Annotated in this window: 15 protein-coding genes, 1 pseudogene and 1 riboswitch; of the genes and pseudogenes, 5 read left to right on the forward strand and 11 right to left on the reverse strand. The window is 70.6% G+C overall.

Annotated elements, in window-relative coordinates:
* The 4 genes and pseudogenes from P1P75_RS31940 to P1P75_RS31955 form a co-directional block, all read left to right on the forward strand.
* A pseudogene (locus tag P1P75_RS31940) lies at positions 1-593 on the forward strand (hypothetical protein); the annotation flags it as partial.
* 151 nt (positions 594-744) lie between these two features.
* Positions 745-1,164 carry a VOC family protein gene (locus tag P1P75_RS31945; protein ID WP_319262179.1) on the forward strand — a complete coding sequence of 140 codons (420 nt, stop codon included), beginning with the start codon at positions 745-747 and terminating at the stop codon, positions 1,162-1,164.
* A 35-nt stretch (positions 1,165-1,199) separates the two neighbouring features.
* Positions 1,200-1,328 carry a hypothetical protein gene (locus P1P75_RS31950; RefSeq protein ID WP_319262181.1) on the forward strand — a complete coding sequence of 43 codons (129 nt, stop codon included), beginning with the start codon at positions 1,200-1,202 and terminating at the stop codon, positions 1,326-1,328.
* A 175-nt stretch (positions 1,329-1,503) separates the two neighbouring features.
* The gene (locus P1P75_RS31955; protein WP_319262183.1) at positions 1,504-2,214 is read left to right on the forward strand and encodes an LAETG motif-containing sortase-dependent surface protein; all 711 of its coding nucleotides are present in this window, start codon (positions 1,504-1,506) and stop codon (positions 2,212-2,214) included.
* Between the two features lie 56 nt (positions 2,215-2,270).
* Here P1P75_RS31955 and P1P75_RS31960 read toward each other — a convergent pair whose 3' ends face one another.
* The 11 genes from P1P75_RS31960 to rpsB form a co-directional block, all read right to left on the reverse strand.
* A complete protein-coding gene (locus tag P1P75_RS31960; RefSeq protein WP_319262184.1) occupies positions 2,271-3,077 on the reverse strand; it encodes a maleylpyruvate isomerase family mycothiol-dependent enzyme in 807 nt (268 codons plus the stop codon).
* Positions 3,078-3,102: 25 nt separating this feature from the next.
* On the reverse strand, positions 3,103-4,119 hold the full coding sequence (locus P1P75_RS31965) for an ABC transporter ATP-binding protein (RefSeq protein WP_319262187.1): 1,017 nt from the start codon (positions 4,117-4,119) through the stop codon (positions 3,103-3,105).
* Positions 4,119-5,720 (reverse strand): iron ABC transporter permease, encoded by a 1,602-nt coding sequence (locus P1P75_RS31970; protein ID WP_319262188.1) that lies wholly within the window; start codon positions 5,718-5,720, stop codon positions 4,119-4,121. Before P1P75_RS31970 ends, P1P75_RS31965 begins: the two co-directional genes overlap by 1 nt.
* A gap of 86 nt (positions 5,721-5,806) precedes the next feature.
* Positions 5,807-6,892, reverse strand: coding sequence for a thiamine ABC transporter substrate-binding protein (locus P1P75_RS31975; RefSeq protein WP_319262190.1), 1,086 nt, complete (start codon positions 6,890-6,892; stop codon positions 5,807-5,809).
* Positions 6,893-6,973: 81 nt separating this feature from the next.
* Positions 6,974-7,080: riboswitch (TPP riboswitch) on the reverse strand.
* Between the two features lie 56 nt (positions 7,081-7,136).
* The gene (rlmN, locus tag P1P75_RS31980; protein WP_319262192.1) at positions 7,137-8,243 is read right to left on the reverse strand and encodes a 23S rRNA (adenine(2503)-C(2))-methyltransferase RlmN; all 1,107 of its coding nucleotides are present in this window, start codon (positions 8,241-8,243) and stop codon (positions 7,137-7,139) included.
* Positions 8,244-8,286: 43 nt separating this feature from the next.
* Complete coding sequence (locus tag P1P75_RS31985) at positions 8,287-8,463, reverse strand: hypothetical protein (protein WP_319262194.1); 177 nt, start codon at positions 8,461-8,463, stop codon at positions 8,287-8,289.
* Between the two features lie 87 nt (positions 8,464-8,550).
* The gene (locus tag P1P75_RS31990) at positions 8,551-9,807 is read right to left on the reverse strand and encodes a phosphatidate cytidylyltransferase (RefSeq protein WP_319262196.1); all 1,257 of its coding nucleotides are present in this window, start codon (positions 9,805-9,807) and stop codon (positions 8,551-8,553) included.
* Complete coding sequence (gene frr / locus P1P75_RS31995) at positions 9,807-10,364, reverse strand: ribosome recycling factor (protein ID WP_086765843.1); 558 nt, start codon at positions 10,362-10,364, stop codon at positions 9,807-9,809. The genes P1P75_RS31990 and frr overlap by 1 nt, the downstream gene beginning before the upstream one ends.
* A 194-nt stretch (positions 10,365-10,558) precedes the next feature.
* Positions 10,559-11,320 carry a UMP kinase gene (pyrH, locus tag P1P75_RS32000; RefSeq protein ID WP_319262198.1) on the reverse strand — a complete coding sequence of 254 codons (762 nt, stop codon included), beginning with the start codon at positions 11,318-11,320 and terminating at the stop codon, positions 10,559-10,561.
* Positions 11,321-11,506: 186 nt separating this feature from the next.
* On the reverse strand, positions 11,507-12,343 hold the full coding sequence (tsf, locus tag P1P75_RS32005; protein ID WP_319262200.1) for a translation elongation factor Ts: 837 nt from the start codon (positions 12,341-12,343) through the stop codon (positions 11,507-11,509).
* A 155-nt stretch (positions 12,344-12,498) separates the two neighbouring features.
* A complete protein-coding gene (gene rpsB / locus P1P75_RS32010) occupies positions 12,499-13,455 on the reverse strand; it encodes a 30S ribosomal protein S2 (protein ID WP_319262202.1) in 957 nt (318 codons plus the stop codon).
* A 282-nt stretch (positions 13,456-13,737) separates the two neighbouring features.
* Here rpsB and P1P75_RS32015 point away from each other — a divergent pair, with 282 nt between their 5' ends.
* The gene (locus P1P75_RS32015; RefSeq protein WP_319262204.1) at positions 13,738-14,418 is read left to right on the forward strand and encodes a M23 family metallopeptidase; all 681 of its coding nucleotides are present in this window, start codon (positions 13,738-13,740) and stop codon (positions 14,416-14,418) included.
* Positions 14,419-14,461 lie beyond the last annotated feature (43 nt).

Below are 14,461 nucleotides of genomic sequence, written 5' to 3' on the forward strand. Positions count from 1 at the left end.
CCACGACCCTCCCCTGGGGCGCGGCCCTCCTCGCCGCCGGACTGGCCGTGGAGGCGTACGCCAGCCGCTCCCCCGGCCACCACCTGACCCTCCCCGGCGGCCCGACCGGCCCCGCCGCGGTGCTCGTCGGCTGGACCCTCACCGCCATCGGTCTCGCCGTGGCCGGCCCCAGCCTCACCCATCTCTGCGGCCGTCTCCTGCAGTCCGCCCGCCCCGGCGCCCTCCGCCTCCTCGCGGGCCGCGGCCTGATGGAGGAGGCGTCCCGCATCGGCGCCCCCCTGGGCATCCTGTGCGCGGTGGCCTCCGGCGCGTACACGATGGCCGTCCTCTACGACCCCGCCGACTCCTCCTTCGGCCCGCTGACCGCCCTCGGCGCGGCCCTCGTCGCCGGCTGCTCCCTCGCCACGCTGCTGACGGCCGCGATCGAGGCCCGCCAGGCCCGCGCCGGGACGACGGCCGCCCTGCTCCGCCTCGGCGCCCCTTCCACGGCGCTGCGCAGCGCGGCGGCGCTCCGGGCGGGCGCCCTCGCCGCGCTGTTCGTCCCGCTCACCCTGACCGTGGCCGCCCTCGCCGCGCTGCCGCTGACCCCGTGAGCCACCGGACGAACGCCGTACAGGCGCCGCCCGAAAATCCGAGCGAGAAAAATCTTCGACCACCGATGACTTCCGCGCGGGCCCCGGGTCTACCCCGCCGAAGAACACGCGCACCGCGCACCAGCCGTACGACCCGATGGGAGACACCCCGATGAGCACCCCGGCCTACCAGCAGATGGTCTTCGTCAACCTGCCCGTGAGCGACCTGGACGCCTCCAAGAAGTTCTTCACGGAGCTGGGCTACTCGATCAACCCCCAGTTCAGTGACGAGAACGCGGCCTCCGTCGTGATCAGCGACAGCATCATCGCGATGCTGCTGACCAAGCCGTTCTACTCGACCTTCACCAAGAAGGAGATCGCGGACGCCACCAAGACCAGCCAGGTCATGATCGCGCTGAGCGCCGAGAGCCGCGAGAAGGTCGACGAACTGGTCGACCGCGCCCTGGCGGCGGGCGGTTCGCCGGCCAACGAGACGCAGGACCACGGCTTCATGTACGGCCGTTCCTTCGACGACCTCGACGGCCACACCTGGGAGGTCGTCTGGATGGACCCGGCGGCGGTCCAGGGCTGATCCACCGGGCCGCGGAGCACGCCTGGCACGGGCGGGTGCATCTGGCACCCGCCCAGCCGTACGTCGGCACCCATGACCGTGAGATCGACTCCCTCGCCGAGTTCGACGAGGTCGCCCGCGCGCGGCGCCCCGGGGGCGTGGACGCCGGGTTTCTGGAGCGTTGAAACGTCCCGGCGGTTAATGAGCGGGCAAAGCCAAGCGCCCGGAGCCATCGACGGATTGACACTTCTTATGCAACGCTTATAGACCTGTGGGACCCCTGGGGAGGCTGTCGCCGCCGCACGGGGGCGGCATCTCCCCCTCCGCCCCCCGCAGTTGCACATCACGTAAAGGACAAACGTGTCCCCATCCCGCCGTACCGCCGCCAGTTCGGTGCGCATAGTCGGTCTCGTCGGCGCCTCGGCCGCCCTTGTCCTCGGCGCCTCCGGCACCGCGCTGGCCACCGACCCTCTCGGAATCGGCCAGTTCTCCGCGGCAGCCTCCTGCGACGGCTCGAAGGGTGTCATCACCGTCACCGACACCGACGCGACGGCCACCCCCGCGGTCGTCACGGTCTTCCTCCAGAACAACAACGCCGACCTGAAGCGGATCGGCGCACCCACGCCGGTCAAGGGATCGGCCGAGGGCATCGCCGTCACCTTCACCGAGAACTGGGCGCCGGGCGCGAAGTACCGGATCCACATCAAGTCGGGCAACGACCTCGACGCCGACATCCCGATCCTGGAAGCCCCCGCCAAGGCCTGCACCGGCGCCGACGACACGCCCACCACCCCGTCGACGCCCACGACCCCGGCCACTACCCCCTCCGACACGGCCTCGTCCCCGGCCGGTTCGAAGTCGCCCGGCCAGTCGGCCTCCCAGAGCGACTCCACCGTGCCGGCGGCCTCCGCGAGCAACGCGCCCTCGCCCGCCGCCCAGGAGTCCAACCTCGCCGAGACCGGCGCCAGTTCGCGCACCGGCCTGATCGCCGGCATCGCGGCGGCCCTCGTCGCCGTGGGCGGCGGAGCGGTCTTCTTCGGCATGCGCCGCAAGGGCACCGGCAACCGCTGACCCGCCCGAGTGCCCGCCCCCGCGGAAGTCCCGCGCGGGGGCGGGCACTCGCCGGTTCAGCCGAAGGTCGTCCTCTCCAGCCAGAACTCCAGCAGCTCCCGCTCGCCGATGACCTCCAACTCCGGTGAGTCCACCGGCAGTCGGCGGTAGAAGGCCAGCATGACCGAGGTCAGCGGGCCACGCAGCACCACCGTGGCCTTCTCGTGTCCGCGACGCCAGGCGATCCCCTGCCCGGTCAGTTCCACCAGCCACTCGGCGTCCAGTCCGGCGGGCGCGTCGGTGGCGTGCAGATGGATGCTGCGGCCCCGGTGTTCCTCCGCGCGCAGCTCGGACGCCCGGTGCGGCACGTTCCGCTGCACCCACTCCAGCAGGTACAGCCGCTCGTCCAGGGCGTCGGCGGCGACCTCGGGCGCCACATCGTAGGGCAGCCCGACGGTGCGGGCGGCGTCTGCGCGGTGCACGGTGACCTCGTGGGTCATCCGGCGGGCCCAGAACCGGGCGTCGCCGTCCCCGGCCCAGCCCCACACCTTCGCGTCGGGCCCGGCCTCCCGCAGCGCGGCCACGACCGCCTCACCCGTCTCCGCGAGCCAGGCGTCCAGCGCGGCCGGATCACCCTGGGACTCCGGCCCGGCATGCGAGGGCACCTGCTCGTCCCGGACGTTCTCCTGCGCCCGCGTCCGCACCAGCAGTTCGACCCAGCGCAGGGCGCCGCCCGTGTGCCGGACGAGCTGCTCCAGCGACCAGTCCGGGCAGGTCGGCACGGTGGCCGACAGATCGGCCCCACCGGAGGTCACCGCCGACCGCAACAGGCCGACCTGGTAGGCGATTTCGGCGCAGTACCGCTCATGTGCGAGAAGGGTCATGCGCTCCACCGTACGGGCGGGACGATCAGTCGAGCACCACGATTTCGGCCGCGTCGAACTCCACCCCGACCGTGTCCCCGACCTCCGGCGCCAGCGGCAGCGCGCACGCCGCCTCCAGGCGCGGCGCGTCCCGCGGCTGAAGGCGGACGGCGACATGGGTGCCCTTGAAGGTGCGGGCGGCGACCGTGCAGGGCAGGCCCAGTTCCGCGTCGACCAGCCGTACGCCGGCCGGCCGCACCAGCAGCGTGCGGACGCCCTGCGGGGAGCCGGCCGGTACCGGCACCTTGCCCCACGGCGTGTCCGCGGCCTCCTCGACGACACTAGCCCGCACCACGTTGTCGAAGCCGAGGAAGCCCGCCACGAACGCGTCCGCGGGCCGCTGCCACACCTCAAGGGGCGTACCGGACTGGGCGATCCGCCCGTCCCGCATCACCACGACCCGGTCGGCCAGCGCGAAGGCCTCGCCCTGGTCGTGAGTGACCGCGAGCACCGTGGTGCCCAACCGCCCGAACAGCTCCCGCAGTTCAACGACCAGGCGCTCCCGCAGGGAACGGTCGAGCTGGCCGAGCGGCTCGTCCAGCATCAGCAGCCGTGGACTGGGCGCGAGCGCGCGGGCCAGCGCCACCCGCTGCTGCTCACCGCCGGAGAGCGAGGCGACGGACCGCCGGCCGGCCTGCGGCAGCCCGACCAGTTCGAGCAACTCCCGTACCCGTTCCTGCTGCCGCCGCCGGTCGGTGCCGCGCATGCGCAGACCGAAGGCGACGTTGCCGCCGACGTCCCTCTGCGGGAACAGCTGATGATCCTGGAACATCAGCCCCAGCCCCCGCCGGTGCGCGGGCACGCCCACCTGGTCGCGTCCGTCGAGCACCACCCGCCCCGCGTCCAGCGGCTGCAGCCCGGCCACCGCCCGCAGCAACGTCGACTTGCCGCTGCCGCTCGGCCCCAGCACACACACCACCTCGTGCTCGACCACTTCGAGATCGACGGCGTCCAGCACCGCCCGTCCCCCGAACCGCACGGTCGTACCTTCGAGCCGCAGCATCAGAACTCCCCCGTACGGTCGGTGCGCAGCCGCTCCAGCACCAGCAGGGCGACCGCGCACACCAGCATCAGAATCGTCGAAAGGGCCATCGCCTGCCCGTAGTTCAGCTCCCCGGCCCGCCCCAGCAGCCGCGCCACGGCGACCGGCAGGGTCGGGTTGTCGGGCCGTGCGATGAACACCGTCGCCCCGAACTCGCCCAGCGACACGGCGAAGGCGAACCCGGCGGCGACCAGCAGCGCCCGCCGCACCATCGGCAGGTCCACCTCCCGCCACACCCGCCACGGCGACGCCCCGAGCACGGCCGCCGCCTCCCGCAGCCGCTCGTCCACGGCCCGCAGCACCGGCAGCATGGTCCGCACGACGAACGGCACCCCGACCAGCGCCTGCGCGAGCGGCACCAGGATCCAGGTGGCCCGCAGGTCCAGCGGAGGTTCGTCGAGCGCGATCAGGAAGCCGAAGCCGACGGTCACCGCGGAGACGCCCAGCGGCAGCATGAGCAGCGCGTCGAACCCGCGGACCAACCGCCCCGCGTCCCGCCGCGTCAGGGCCGCCGCCGCCAGCCCGCCGACCGTCACCGCGATCACGGTGGCGGCGAGGGCGTACTCCAGCGAGTTGCCGACGGCCTCGATCGGCGGAACCAGGAACACATTGCCGTCATCGCTGGTCAACGCCCGATAGTAGGCGAAGTCGGGGGCGTCGAAGGAGCGTTGCACCAGCACCGCCAACGGCAGCACGAGCAGCAGCGCGACCGTGCCGAGCACCCCTGCGAGCAGCGCCCACTGCCCCGCCCCACGCGGCCTCCGTGCGGTCCCGGCCGCGTCCACCAGCCGCAGCGCGCTCTCCCGCCGCCGTACGGTCCAGGCGTGCACGGCGAGGATCGCGCCGACGGCGAGGAACTGGACGATCGTCAGGACGGCGGCCGTCGGCAGGTCGAAGATCTCCGAGGTCTGCCGGTAGATCTCGACCTCCAGCGTGGAGAAGGTCGGGCCGCCGAGGATCTGCACCACCCCGAAGGAGGTGAAGGTGAAGAGGAACACCATGAGCGCGGCGGCCGCCACGGCCGGCGCGAGGGCCGGGAGCGTGACCTGCCGCCAGGCCCGCAGGGGCGAGGCGCCGAGCATCCGCGCGGCCTCCTCCTGCCGCGGGTCGAGCTGCGCCCACAGCCCGCCGACCGTCCGCACGACGACGGCGTAGTTGAAGAAGACGTGCGCGAGCAGGATCGCCCACACGGTGGTGTCCAGCCGTACGCCCCACAGCTCGTCGAGGAGACCGCCGCGGCCGACCAGCGCCAGGAACGCCGTACCGACGACGACGGTCGGCAGGACGAACGGGACGGTCACGACGGCTCGCAGGACCTGCCTGCCGGGGAAGGAGAAGCGGGCGAAGACGTAGGCGGCGGGCAGGGCGATCAGCAGGGTGAGCGCGGTGGAGGCGAGCGCCTGCCAGGTGGTGAACCACAGGACGTGCCGGATGTCGGACTGCCCGAGGACGTCGAACAGGCGCCCGAAGTGCCAGCCGCCGCCGGAATACAGACCACGCGCGAGGATCGCGGCGACCGGGTAGGCGAAGAACAGCCCGAAGAACGCGACGGGCAGGGCCATGAGCCCCAGCCGCGCCACGCTCCCGGTGGGCCGGCGGCGCGGAGCCGCCCGCCGGTCCCCGCCAGGCCCGCCTGCTGGAGGCCCGCCTACTTCAGTACGAGCGAGGTCCACGACTTGACCCACTGGTCGCGGTCCGCGGCGATCTTCGCCGGGGCCATCGTCTCCGGATCCTTGGCGGCCGGGCCGAACTCGGTGAACTCGGCGGGCACGGCCGCGCCCTTCGCCACCGGGTAGACGAACATGTTGAGCGGCATGTCCTGCTGGAACGGCTTCGAGATCAGGAAGTCGATCAGCGCCTTGCCGCCCTCGCTGTTCTTCGCGTTGCTCAGTAGCCCGGCGAACTCGATCTGCCGGAAGCAGGTGCCGGCCGCGACGCCGGTCGGCGCGGTCGTCGGCTTCGGGTCGCCGTAGATCACCTCGGCGGGCGGCGAGGAGGCGTAGGACACGACGAGCGGCCGGTCCCCGCCGGTCTTCCTGCCGCCGGCCGAACCGGAGAACTCCTCGTTGTAGGCCTGCTCCCAGCCGTCGACCACCTTCACACCGTTGGCCTTCAGCTTCTTCCAGTACCCCTCCCAGCCGTCGTCCCCGTACTTCGCGGCGGTGCCCAGCAGGAAGCCGAGACCGGGCGAGGAGGTCGAGGCGTTCTCGGTGACGAGGAGGTTCTTGTACGCCGGCTTCACCAGGTCGTCGAAGGTGGCGGGCGGGGCCAGCCTGTGGTCGGCGAAGTACTTCTTGTCGTAGTTGACGCAGATGTCGCCGTGGTCGACGGGCGTGACCCGGTGCTTCCCTGCGTCCAGCTGGTACTGCCCGTCGATCTGGTCCAGCCCCTTCGCCTCGTACGACTGGAAGACGCCGTTGTCGAGCGCGCGGGAGAGCAGGGTGTTGTCGACGCCGAAGAAGACGTCGCCCTGCGGGTTGTCCTTGGTGAGGATCGCCTTGTTGACGGCCTGCCCGGCGTCGCCGTCCTTGAGGACCTTCACCTGGTAGCCGGACTGCTTCTCGAAGTCGGCGAGCACGTTCTTGGAGACGGCCCACGAGTCGTGGCTGACGAGCGTGACGGTCTTGCTCCTGCCCTCGCTCTGCGAGGAACCGCCGTCGTCCGACGATCCGCAGGCGGACAGCGTGACAAGACCGAGGCCCACGGCCGCGGCGACGAACATCCTGGTGTGCACTGGAATTCCTCCTGGAGGTGACCAGGAAGAGACGCGGCCCCGCCCGGAACCCACGAGGGGTGTCCGGGCAGGGCGCAACAGCTCGAGTGATGACCGAACTTCCTACCCAGAATGACCTGGGCGAGGTTCAGAGGGTCTGCGGCCCGGTGCCGCACTCTCAGCGCTGTGGCGCTCCCCTGTCGGAATATGAAGATGTCTGGTTTCCGCACTGTCCGAAAAAAGGGCAGTACTTACGCCGGTCAGACTACCGCTCGGTCGCGGCGAGCTGACCACACGCCCCGTCGATCTCCTGACCACGCGTGTCCCGAACGGTGACGGGCACCCCGTGCGCCGCGATGGCGTCGACGAACGCCTTCTCGTCCTCGGGGCGCGAGGCGGTCCACTTGGAGCCCGGCGTCGGGTTGAGCGGGATCAGGTTCACATGGACGGGCCGGCCCTTGAGCATGCGGCCGAGCCGGTCACCACGCCAGGCCTGGTCGTTGATGTCACGGATCAGCGCGTACTCGATGGACAGCCGGCGGCCGGACCTCTCGGCGTACTCGAACCCGGCGTCGAGCACCTCGCGCACCTTCCACCGCGTGTTCACCGGGACGAGGGTGTCGCGCAGCTCGTCGTCGGGGGCGTGCAGCGAGATGGCGAGCCGGCACTTGAAGCCCTCGTCGGAGAACCGGTTGATGGCCGGCACCAGCCCCACGGTCGACACGGTGATCCCGCGCTGCGAAAGCCCCAGCCCGTCGGGCGCGGGGTCGGTGAGCGCGCGAATCGAGGCGACGACCCGCTTGTAGTTGGCGAGCGGCTCGCCCATGCCCATGAACACGATGTTGGACAGCCGGGCCGGCCCGCCGGGAACCTCCCCGTCGCGCAGCGCCCGCATCCCGTCCACGATCTGGTGGACGATCTCGGCGGTGGACAGATTCCGGTCCAGCCCCGCCTGCCCCGTCGCACAGAACGGGCAGTTCATCCCACAGCCGGCCTGCGAACTGATGCACATGGTCACCCGGTCCGGGTACCGCATCAGCACCGACTCCACGAGCGTGCCGTCGAACAGCCGCCAGAGCGTCTTGCGGGTGGTCCCCTGGTCCGTCGACAGATGCCGTACGACCGTCATCAGATCGGGCAGCAGCGCCTCGCGCAGCTTCTCGCGGCTACCGGCGGGGATGTCCGTCCACTCGGCCGGGTCGTGCGCGAACCGCGCGAAGTAGTGCTGGGACAGCTGTTTCGCACGGAACGGCTTCTCCCCGATCTCCGCCACCACCTCCTTCCGCTCGGCGGGCGAGAGGTCGGCGAGGTGCCGCGGCGGCTTCTTGGCTCCGCGGGGGGCGACGAAAGTGAGTTCTCCGGGCTTCGGCATAACTCTTCCAGTGTCGCAGATCGACTCGGGTGCCCCGGTCGGCTCAGAAGAGGCCGCCGATCAGGCCTGCGCACCAGGCAACGTACGTCTTCGTGCGGTGCCATCCGCCGCAGTACAGCTTGGGCCTGCGCCGCCCGTTCTGCGCGAGGAGCGACTCGCACCACCGGCACGGCAGGTCGCCGTGGTATCTGCCGTCCTCGCCCCGCCTCGCCGTCCCCATACCCGAGAACCTACCGAAGCGGCCGGTCATGGGACGAGCCCCCGTCCGCGGGGGACGGGGGCTCGTTTCGGCCAGGCTGAGCAGTTGTCAGCCGGACCCCACGAACAGCACCAGCAACAGCCACACCACCGGCGCGGTGGGCAGGAGCGAGTCGAGGCGGTCCATGATGCCGCCGTGACCGGGGAGCAGGGTGCCCATGTCCTTGATGCCGAGGTCCCGCTTGATCATGGACTCGCCGAGGTCACCGAGGGTGGCGCTGACCGCGACCGCCAGGCCGAGCAGCAGGCCCTGCCACCAGGTGCCGTCCTCGATCACGAACTCCATGCACAGCGCGCCCACGACCATCGCGAACGACACCGCGCCGAGCAGGCCCTCGCGGGTCTTGCCGGGGCTGATCCGCGGAGCGAGCTTGTGCTTGCCGAAGCGCCAGCCGACGGCGTACGCACCGGTGTCGCTGACGACCGTCAGGAGCAGGAAGGTCATCACCCGGAGCGCGCCGTCGTCCGCGGTGAGCATCAATGCGACGAACGTGGCCAGGAACGGGACGTAGAAGGCCGCGAAGACGCCGGCCGTGACGTCCTTGAGGTAGCCCTCCGGGGGTTCCGTCATCCGCCAGACCAGGACCGCGAGCGCGGTCAGGGCCATGGCGACCCAGGCACCCTCGGCACCCCGGACGTATCCGGCGACGACCATGGCCGCGCCGCCGACCGCGAGCGGCACCAGCGGAGCCTTGATGCCCTTGCGCTCCTGCAGCCGGCTGGTCAGTTCCCACAGGCCGACGACGACCGCGACGACGATCACGCCGACGAAGACGGCCTTGACGACGAACAGCGACGCGATGATCACCGCACCGAGTCCGACGCCCACGCCTATGGCCGCAGTCAGGTCCCGGCCCGCGCTCTTCTTCTGCGGGGCGGAGGCCGGCTGTGGTGCGTCGGGCATGGGCTCCGGATTCTGCGGCACCGCCGCAGCGGGCTGTGCCGACGGGGTCTCGTCACGGAACGTCCCCGCGGGGGACGTCTCGTTTCGGAACGTACCGTCGTGGGACGTCGCGCCGTGGGACGTCTCGTCTCGGAACGTCCCGCCTCGGAACGTCTCGTTTCGGAACAAGGGGCCGCCCAGCCGAGCGGCCCCCCGGTCGTCATCCTGGTTTCCGCCATGAGCGGGTACGTCGGGGACGATGGGCATGGGGCGAGTCTGCTGCGCCTCAGGCGCATCGTACGCGGGACCCGCCGGGGCAGCCCCCTGGACAGGTCCGTGCGGGACGGCCCCGTGATCGTTGGGCCCCCAGTACCCGGCCTGTGAACCGGCTCGTGGCGGAGCGCCCCAGGAAGAGTCGTTCATCAGACCTCGAGCAGCTCCGCTTCCTTGTGCTTCAGGAGCTCGTCCACCTGGGCGACGTACTTCGCGGTGGTGTCGTCGAGTTCCTTCTCGGCGCGGCGGCCCTCGTCCTCGCCGACCTCACCGTCCTTGATCATCTTGTCGATGGCGTCCTTGGCCTTGCGACGCACCGCGCGGATCGAGATCTTGGAGTCCTCGGCCTTGGTCCGGGCCACCTTGATGTAGTCCTTGCGGCGCTCCTCCGTCAGCTCGGGGAACACCACCCGGATGATGTTGCCGTCGTTGCTCGGGTTGACGCCCAGGTCCGAGTCACGGATCGCCTGCTCGATGTTGCGCAGCGCGCTCTTGTCGAACGGGGTCACGACCGCCATGCGCGGCTCCGGCACGGAGAACGAAGCCAGCTGGTTGATCGGCGTCGGCGCGCCGTAGTAGTCGGCCACGATCTTGTTGAACATCGCCGGGTGCGCACGGCCGGTGCGGATCGCGGCGAAGTCCTCCTTGGCGACCACGACGGCCTTCTCCATCTTCTCCTCGGCCTCGAGGAGGGTCTCTTCGATCACCACTTGCTCCTGCGTGTCTTGAGTAGGCCCGGCTCCGGTTCCTTGCGGAGGCGGCGGCCGGCTGCGTCGCGTCTTCTTCCTGCACGGTTCCCGACCGGCAGGACATTGTCCATCCCCCGACCAGGGTCCGTCGCCCGGTCAGGTGTTGTCGTACGAACCGGGATTCCTACGGCCGGACCGGGGAGTTCCGCCGGTCAGGCCCGGCTGCCCTGCTCACTCACCAGCGTGCCGATCTTCTCACCCTTGACGGCCCGAGCGATATTGCCCTCCACCAGAAGCTCGAAGACGAGGATCGGCAGCTCGTTGTCGCGGCACAGCGTGATCGCGGTCATGTCGGCGACCTTCAGGTCGCGCGTGATGACCTCGCCGTACCCGAGGGCGTCGAACTTGACGGCCTCGGGGTTGGTCTTCGGGTCGGAGTCGTAGACGCCGTCCACGCCGTTCTTGCCCATCAGGAGCGCTTCGGCGTCGATCTCCAGGGCGCGCTGGGCGGCGGTGGTGTCGGTGGAGAAGTACGGCATGCCCATACCGGCGCCGAAGATGACGACGCGGCCCTTCTCCAGGTGGCGCACGGCGCGCAGCGGGATGTACGGCTCGGCGACCTGGCCCATGGTGATGGCGGTCTGGACCCGGCTGTCGATGCCCTCCTTCTCCAGGAAGTCCTGGAGGGCCAGGCAGTTCATGACCGTGCCGAGCATGCCCATGTAGTCCGAGCGGGCCCGGTCCATGCCGCGTACCTGGAGTTCTGCGCCGCGGAAGAAGTTGCCGCCGCCGATGACCACCGCGATCTCCGCCCCGTCGCGCACGACGGCCGCGATCTCACGGGCGATCTTGTGCACCACGTCGGGGTCGACACCCAGGCTGCCGCCACCGGCGAAAGCCTCTCCGGACAGCTTCAGCAGAAACCGGCCGCTCACTTTGCCGTCGTCGCTCTTCTGAGCCTTGGTGGTGGTCATGGGAGATCCCGCCTCTTTCACGTGGTGCACATACGAAGAAGGCCACTGCCGGTGGGGTGTTCGCAACCCGTGCGCGGCAATGGCCTCCTCGTCAGATCTGCTGTCGTCCGTCACACGCCAGGTGACGGCGTCCACGGACGACTGCTGCCGACCCTATCGGGGCCGGGCGTCCGTCGCTGTACGGACTCAGATGCCGACCTTGATGCGCGCGAAGCGCTTCAGGCTGACACCGGCCTCGTCCAGGACCTTCTGCACGGACTTCCTGTTGTCCAGGGCGTACGGCTGACCGAGGACCGTGGCGTCCTTGAAGAAGCCGTTGAGACGACCCTCGACGATCTTGGCGATCGCGGCCTCGGGCTTGCCCTCGGCGCGGGTGGTCTCCTCGGCGATACGACGCTCCGACTCGACGACCTCGGCCGGCACGTCCTCCTTGGAGAGGTACTTCGGCGCGAAGGCGGCGATGTGCTGGGCGATGCCCTTGGCGACCTCGGCGTTGGGCTTGTCCAGCTCGACGAGGACACCGATCTGCGGGGGCAGGTCGGGCATCGTGCGGTGCATGTACGCGGAAACGTAGCCGTCCGCGAACTGCGCGAAACGGTCCAGGACGATCTTCTCGCCCAGGTTGGCGTTGGCCTCGTCCACGTACGCCTGGACCGTCTTGCCGGGCTCGATCTCGGAGGCGAGGAGCGCCTCGAGGTCGGCCGGGGCGGTCTTGGCGACGTGCTCGACGATCGTGTTGGCGACGGCCTGGAACTTCTCGCTCTTGGCGACGAAGTCCGTCTCGCACTTCAGCTCGACGATGGTGCCGGCCGAGTTGTCGTCCGCGATGAGCGAGACCACGGCGCCGTTCTCGGCGGAGCGGCCCTCGCGCTTGGCGACGCCCTTCTGGCCCTTGATACGGAGCGCTTCGACGGCCTTGTCGACGTTGCCCTCGGCCTCGTCCAGCGCCTTCTTGCAGTCCATCATGCCGGCGCCGGTGAGCTCGCGGAGCTTCTTGACGTCGGCGGCGGTGTAGTTCGCCATGAGTCTGTGAGTCTTTCTCGAAGTCTGGAAGATCGGAGATCTACGGGGTCTGCGGCCTCCATGGAGCTGTAGGCCTGTGACCCACCGCTGACCTACGGGTGAACGGCGGGAGCGGACTTGATGTCACCGCTCCCGCCGTCGCACGTCCCGACGGGTCAGGCCTGCTCGCCCTCGGCGGCCGGCGTCTCGGCGACCGGAGCCTCGGCCTCGGCGGCCGGAGCCTCGGCGGCCGGAGCCTCCGCAGCCGGGGCCTCCTCGGCGGCGGGCGCCTCAGCGGCGGCCTCGGCGGCGGGCGCCTCGGCAGCGGCCTCAGCCGGCTTCTCGGCGTCGTCCGCCTTCTTCTCGCCCTCGAGCAGGTCGCGCTCCCACGCGGCCAGCGGCTCGCCGGCGGCCTTGTCACCCTTGCCCTCGGTGGCGACACCGGAGCGGGAGATGAGGCCCTCGGCCACGGCGTCGGCGATCACGCGGGTGAGCAGCGTGACGGAGCGGATCGCGTCGTCGTTGCCCGGGATCTTGTAGTCGACCTCGTCGGGGTCGCAGTTGGTGTCGAGGATGGCGACGACCGGGATGTTGAGCTTCCGGGCCTCACCGACCGCGATGTGCTCCTTCTTGGTGTCCACGATCCAGACGGCGCTGGGAACCTTGGACATCTCGCGGATACCACCGAGGGTCTTCTCGAGCTTGATCTTCTCGCGCGAGAGGACCAGGAGCTCCTTCTTCGTCAGACCCGACGCGGCGACGTCCTCGAAGTCGATCTGCTCGAGCTCCTTGAGGCGCTGCAGACGCTTGTAGACGGTCGAGAAGTTGGTGAGCATGCCGCCCAGCCAGCGCTGGTTGACGTAGGGCATGCCGACGCGGGTGGCCTGCTCGGCGATGGCCTCCTGCGCCTGCTTCTTCGTGCCGACGAACATGACCGTGCCGCCGTGGGCGACGGTCTCCTTGACGAACTCGTAGGCGCGGTCGATGTACGACAGCGACTGGAGCAGGTCGATGATGTAGATGCCGTTGCGCTCCGTGAAGATGAAGCGCTTCATCTTCGGGTTCCAACGACGGGTCTGGTGACCGAAGTGGACGCCGCTCTCCAGCAGCTCCCGCATCGTGACGACGGCCATGGCCGCTCTCCTTGATTTTCTCGGTTGTGCCGCGGGAACCGGACGGCTCCCGCGCCTGACGCCCGCTGTGCGCCGAGCCGCGAAGGACCGAGGGGCGCAGATACCGGGAATCCGACCGAGGTCGGGGCCCTGGTACCGGGGCGTGCGAAGTCGACCCGGTGACCCGGATCGCCAGAAGAAGTGTACGGGACCCTGGGGGTACCGGGTGACGCCGCTGTCCACAACCGGGGAGTAGTCCACAGGTCTGGGCGGCGCCGGGTCCGCGGGCGCGACGGTTCTCCCATGCACGTCAACCGATTCCTGGCCCTGCCGCTGGGCCTTCTGCTCACAGCGACGGCCTCGGCGTCCGGCGCGGCGCCTGCGCCTTCCCCGGCCACGCCTCCCGCGTCCCCGCCCTCCGCGACAGCCGCGCCCTCGGTTCCGGCCCCGCCCCCGTCTCCGGTTCCGGCGATCGCCCGGTCCTGGCCGGTGGGCAGCCGCCCCGCGGTGCTGCGAGGCTGGGAACCCCCGGCCACCCCGTACGCCCGCGGCCACCGCGGGGTCGACCTGGCGGCCCCCGCCGGTGTCCCGGTCCGGGCCGTCGCCGCGGGACGGGTCCTGTTCGCGGGACGGGTCGCGGGACGGGGCGTGGTCTCACTGGAACTGACCGGGACGGGCACCCCGCCCCTGCGCACGACCTACGAGCCCGTGTCCCCCTCGGTCACCGAGGGGGACGAGATCACCCCGGCCCAGCAGGTCGGCACCCTCTCCCCCACGGCCTCCCACTGCCCCACCGCGTGCCTGCACTGGGGCCTGCGCAGGGGTGAGACCTACCTGAACCCTCTCTCCCTGCTCCCCGCATGGCTGAGCGCGAGGGAGCCCTCGCGCTCAGCCATGCGGGGAGCAGGGAGAGAGGGTTGCGGACGATCCCACCCGCTGCACGGCCCCGTACCGGTCAGCATGGGAGCAGACAGAAGACCGTGAGGAGCGAGGTGCGAGCCGACCGGGCGGGGGGAATACTCAACCC

It is taken from the genome of Streptomyces sp. ID05-39B, assembly GCF_033794725.1.
In the GTDB taxonomy this organism is placed as follows: domain Bacteria; phylum Actinomycetota; class Actinomycetes; order Streptomycetales; family Streptomycetaceae; genus Streptomyces; species Streptomyces bobili.

What these genes read in the sequence shown, in the direction of transcription:
- P1P75_RS31960 (WP_319262184.1), bottom strand. Translation starts at nt 3,077, where the DNA reads ATGACCCTTCTCGCACATGAGCGGTACTGCGCCGAAATCGCCTACCAG.
- P1P75_RS31970 (WP_319262188.1), bottom strand. Translation starts at nt 5,720, where the DNA reads ATGGCCCTGCCCGTCGCGTTCTTCGGGCTGTTCTTCGCCTACCCGGTC.
- rpsB (WP_319262202.1), bottom strand. Translation starts at nt 13,455, where the DNA reads ATGGCCGTCGTCACGATGCGGGAGCTGCTGGAGAGCGGCGTCCACTTC.
- P1P75_RS31985 (WP_319262194.1), bottom strand. Translation starts at nt 8,463, where the DNA reads ATGGGGACGGCGAGGCGGGGCGAGGACGGCAGATACCACGGCGACCTG.
- rlmN (WP_319262192.1), bottom strand. Translation starts at nt 8,243, where the DNA reads ATGCCGAAGCCCGGAGAACTCACTTTCGTCGCCCCCCGCGGAGCCAAG.
- tsf (WP_319262200.1), bottom strand. Translation starts at nt 12,343, where the DNA reads ATGGCGAACTACACCGCCGCCGACGTCAAGAAGCTCCGCGAGCTCACC.
- P1P75_RS32015 (WP_319262204.1), top strand. Translation starts at nt 13,738, where the DNA reads ATGCACGTCAACCGATTCCTGGCCCTGCCGCTGGGCCTTCTGCTCACA.
- P1P75_RS31965 (WP_319262187.1), bottom strand. Translation starts at nt 4,119, where the DNA reads ATGCTGCGGCTCGAAGGTACGACCGTGCGGTTCGGGGGACGGGCGGTG.
- pyrH (WP_319262198.1), bottom strand. Translation starts at nt 11,320, where the DNA reads ATGACCACCACCAAGGCTCAGAAGAGCGACGACGGCAAAGTGAGCGGC.
- P1P75_RS31990 (WP_319262196.1), bottom strand. Translation starts at nt 9,807, where the DNA reads ATGAACGACTCTTCCTGGGGCGCTCCGCCACGAGCCGGTTCACAGGCC.
- P1P75_RS31945 (WP_319262179.1), top strand. Translation starts at nt 745, where the DNA reads ATGAGCACCCCGGCCTACCAGCAGATGGTCTTCGTCAACCTGCCCGTG.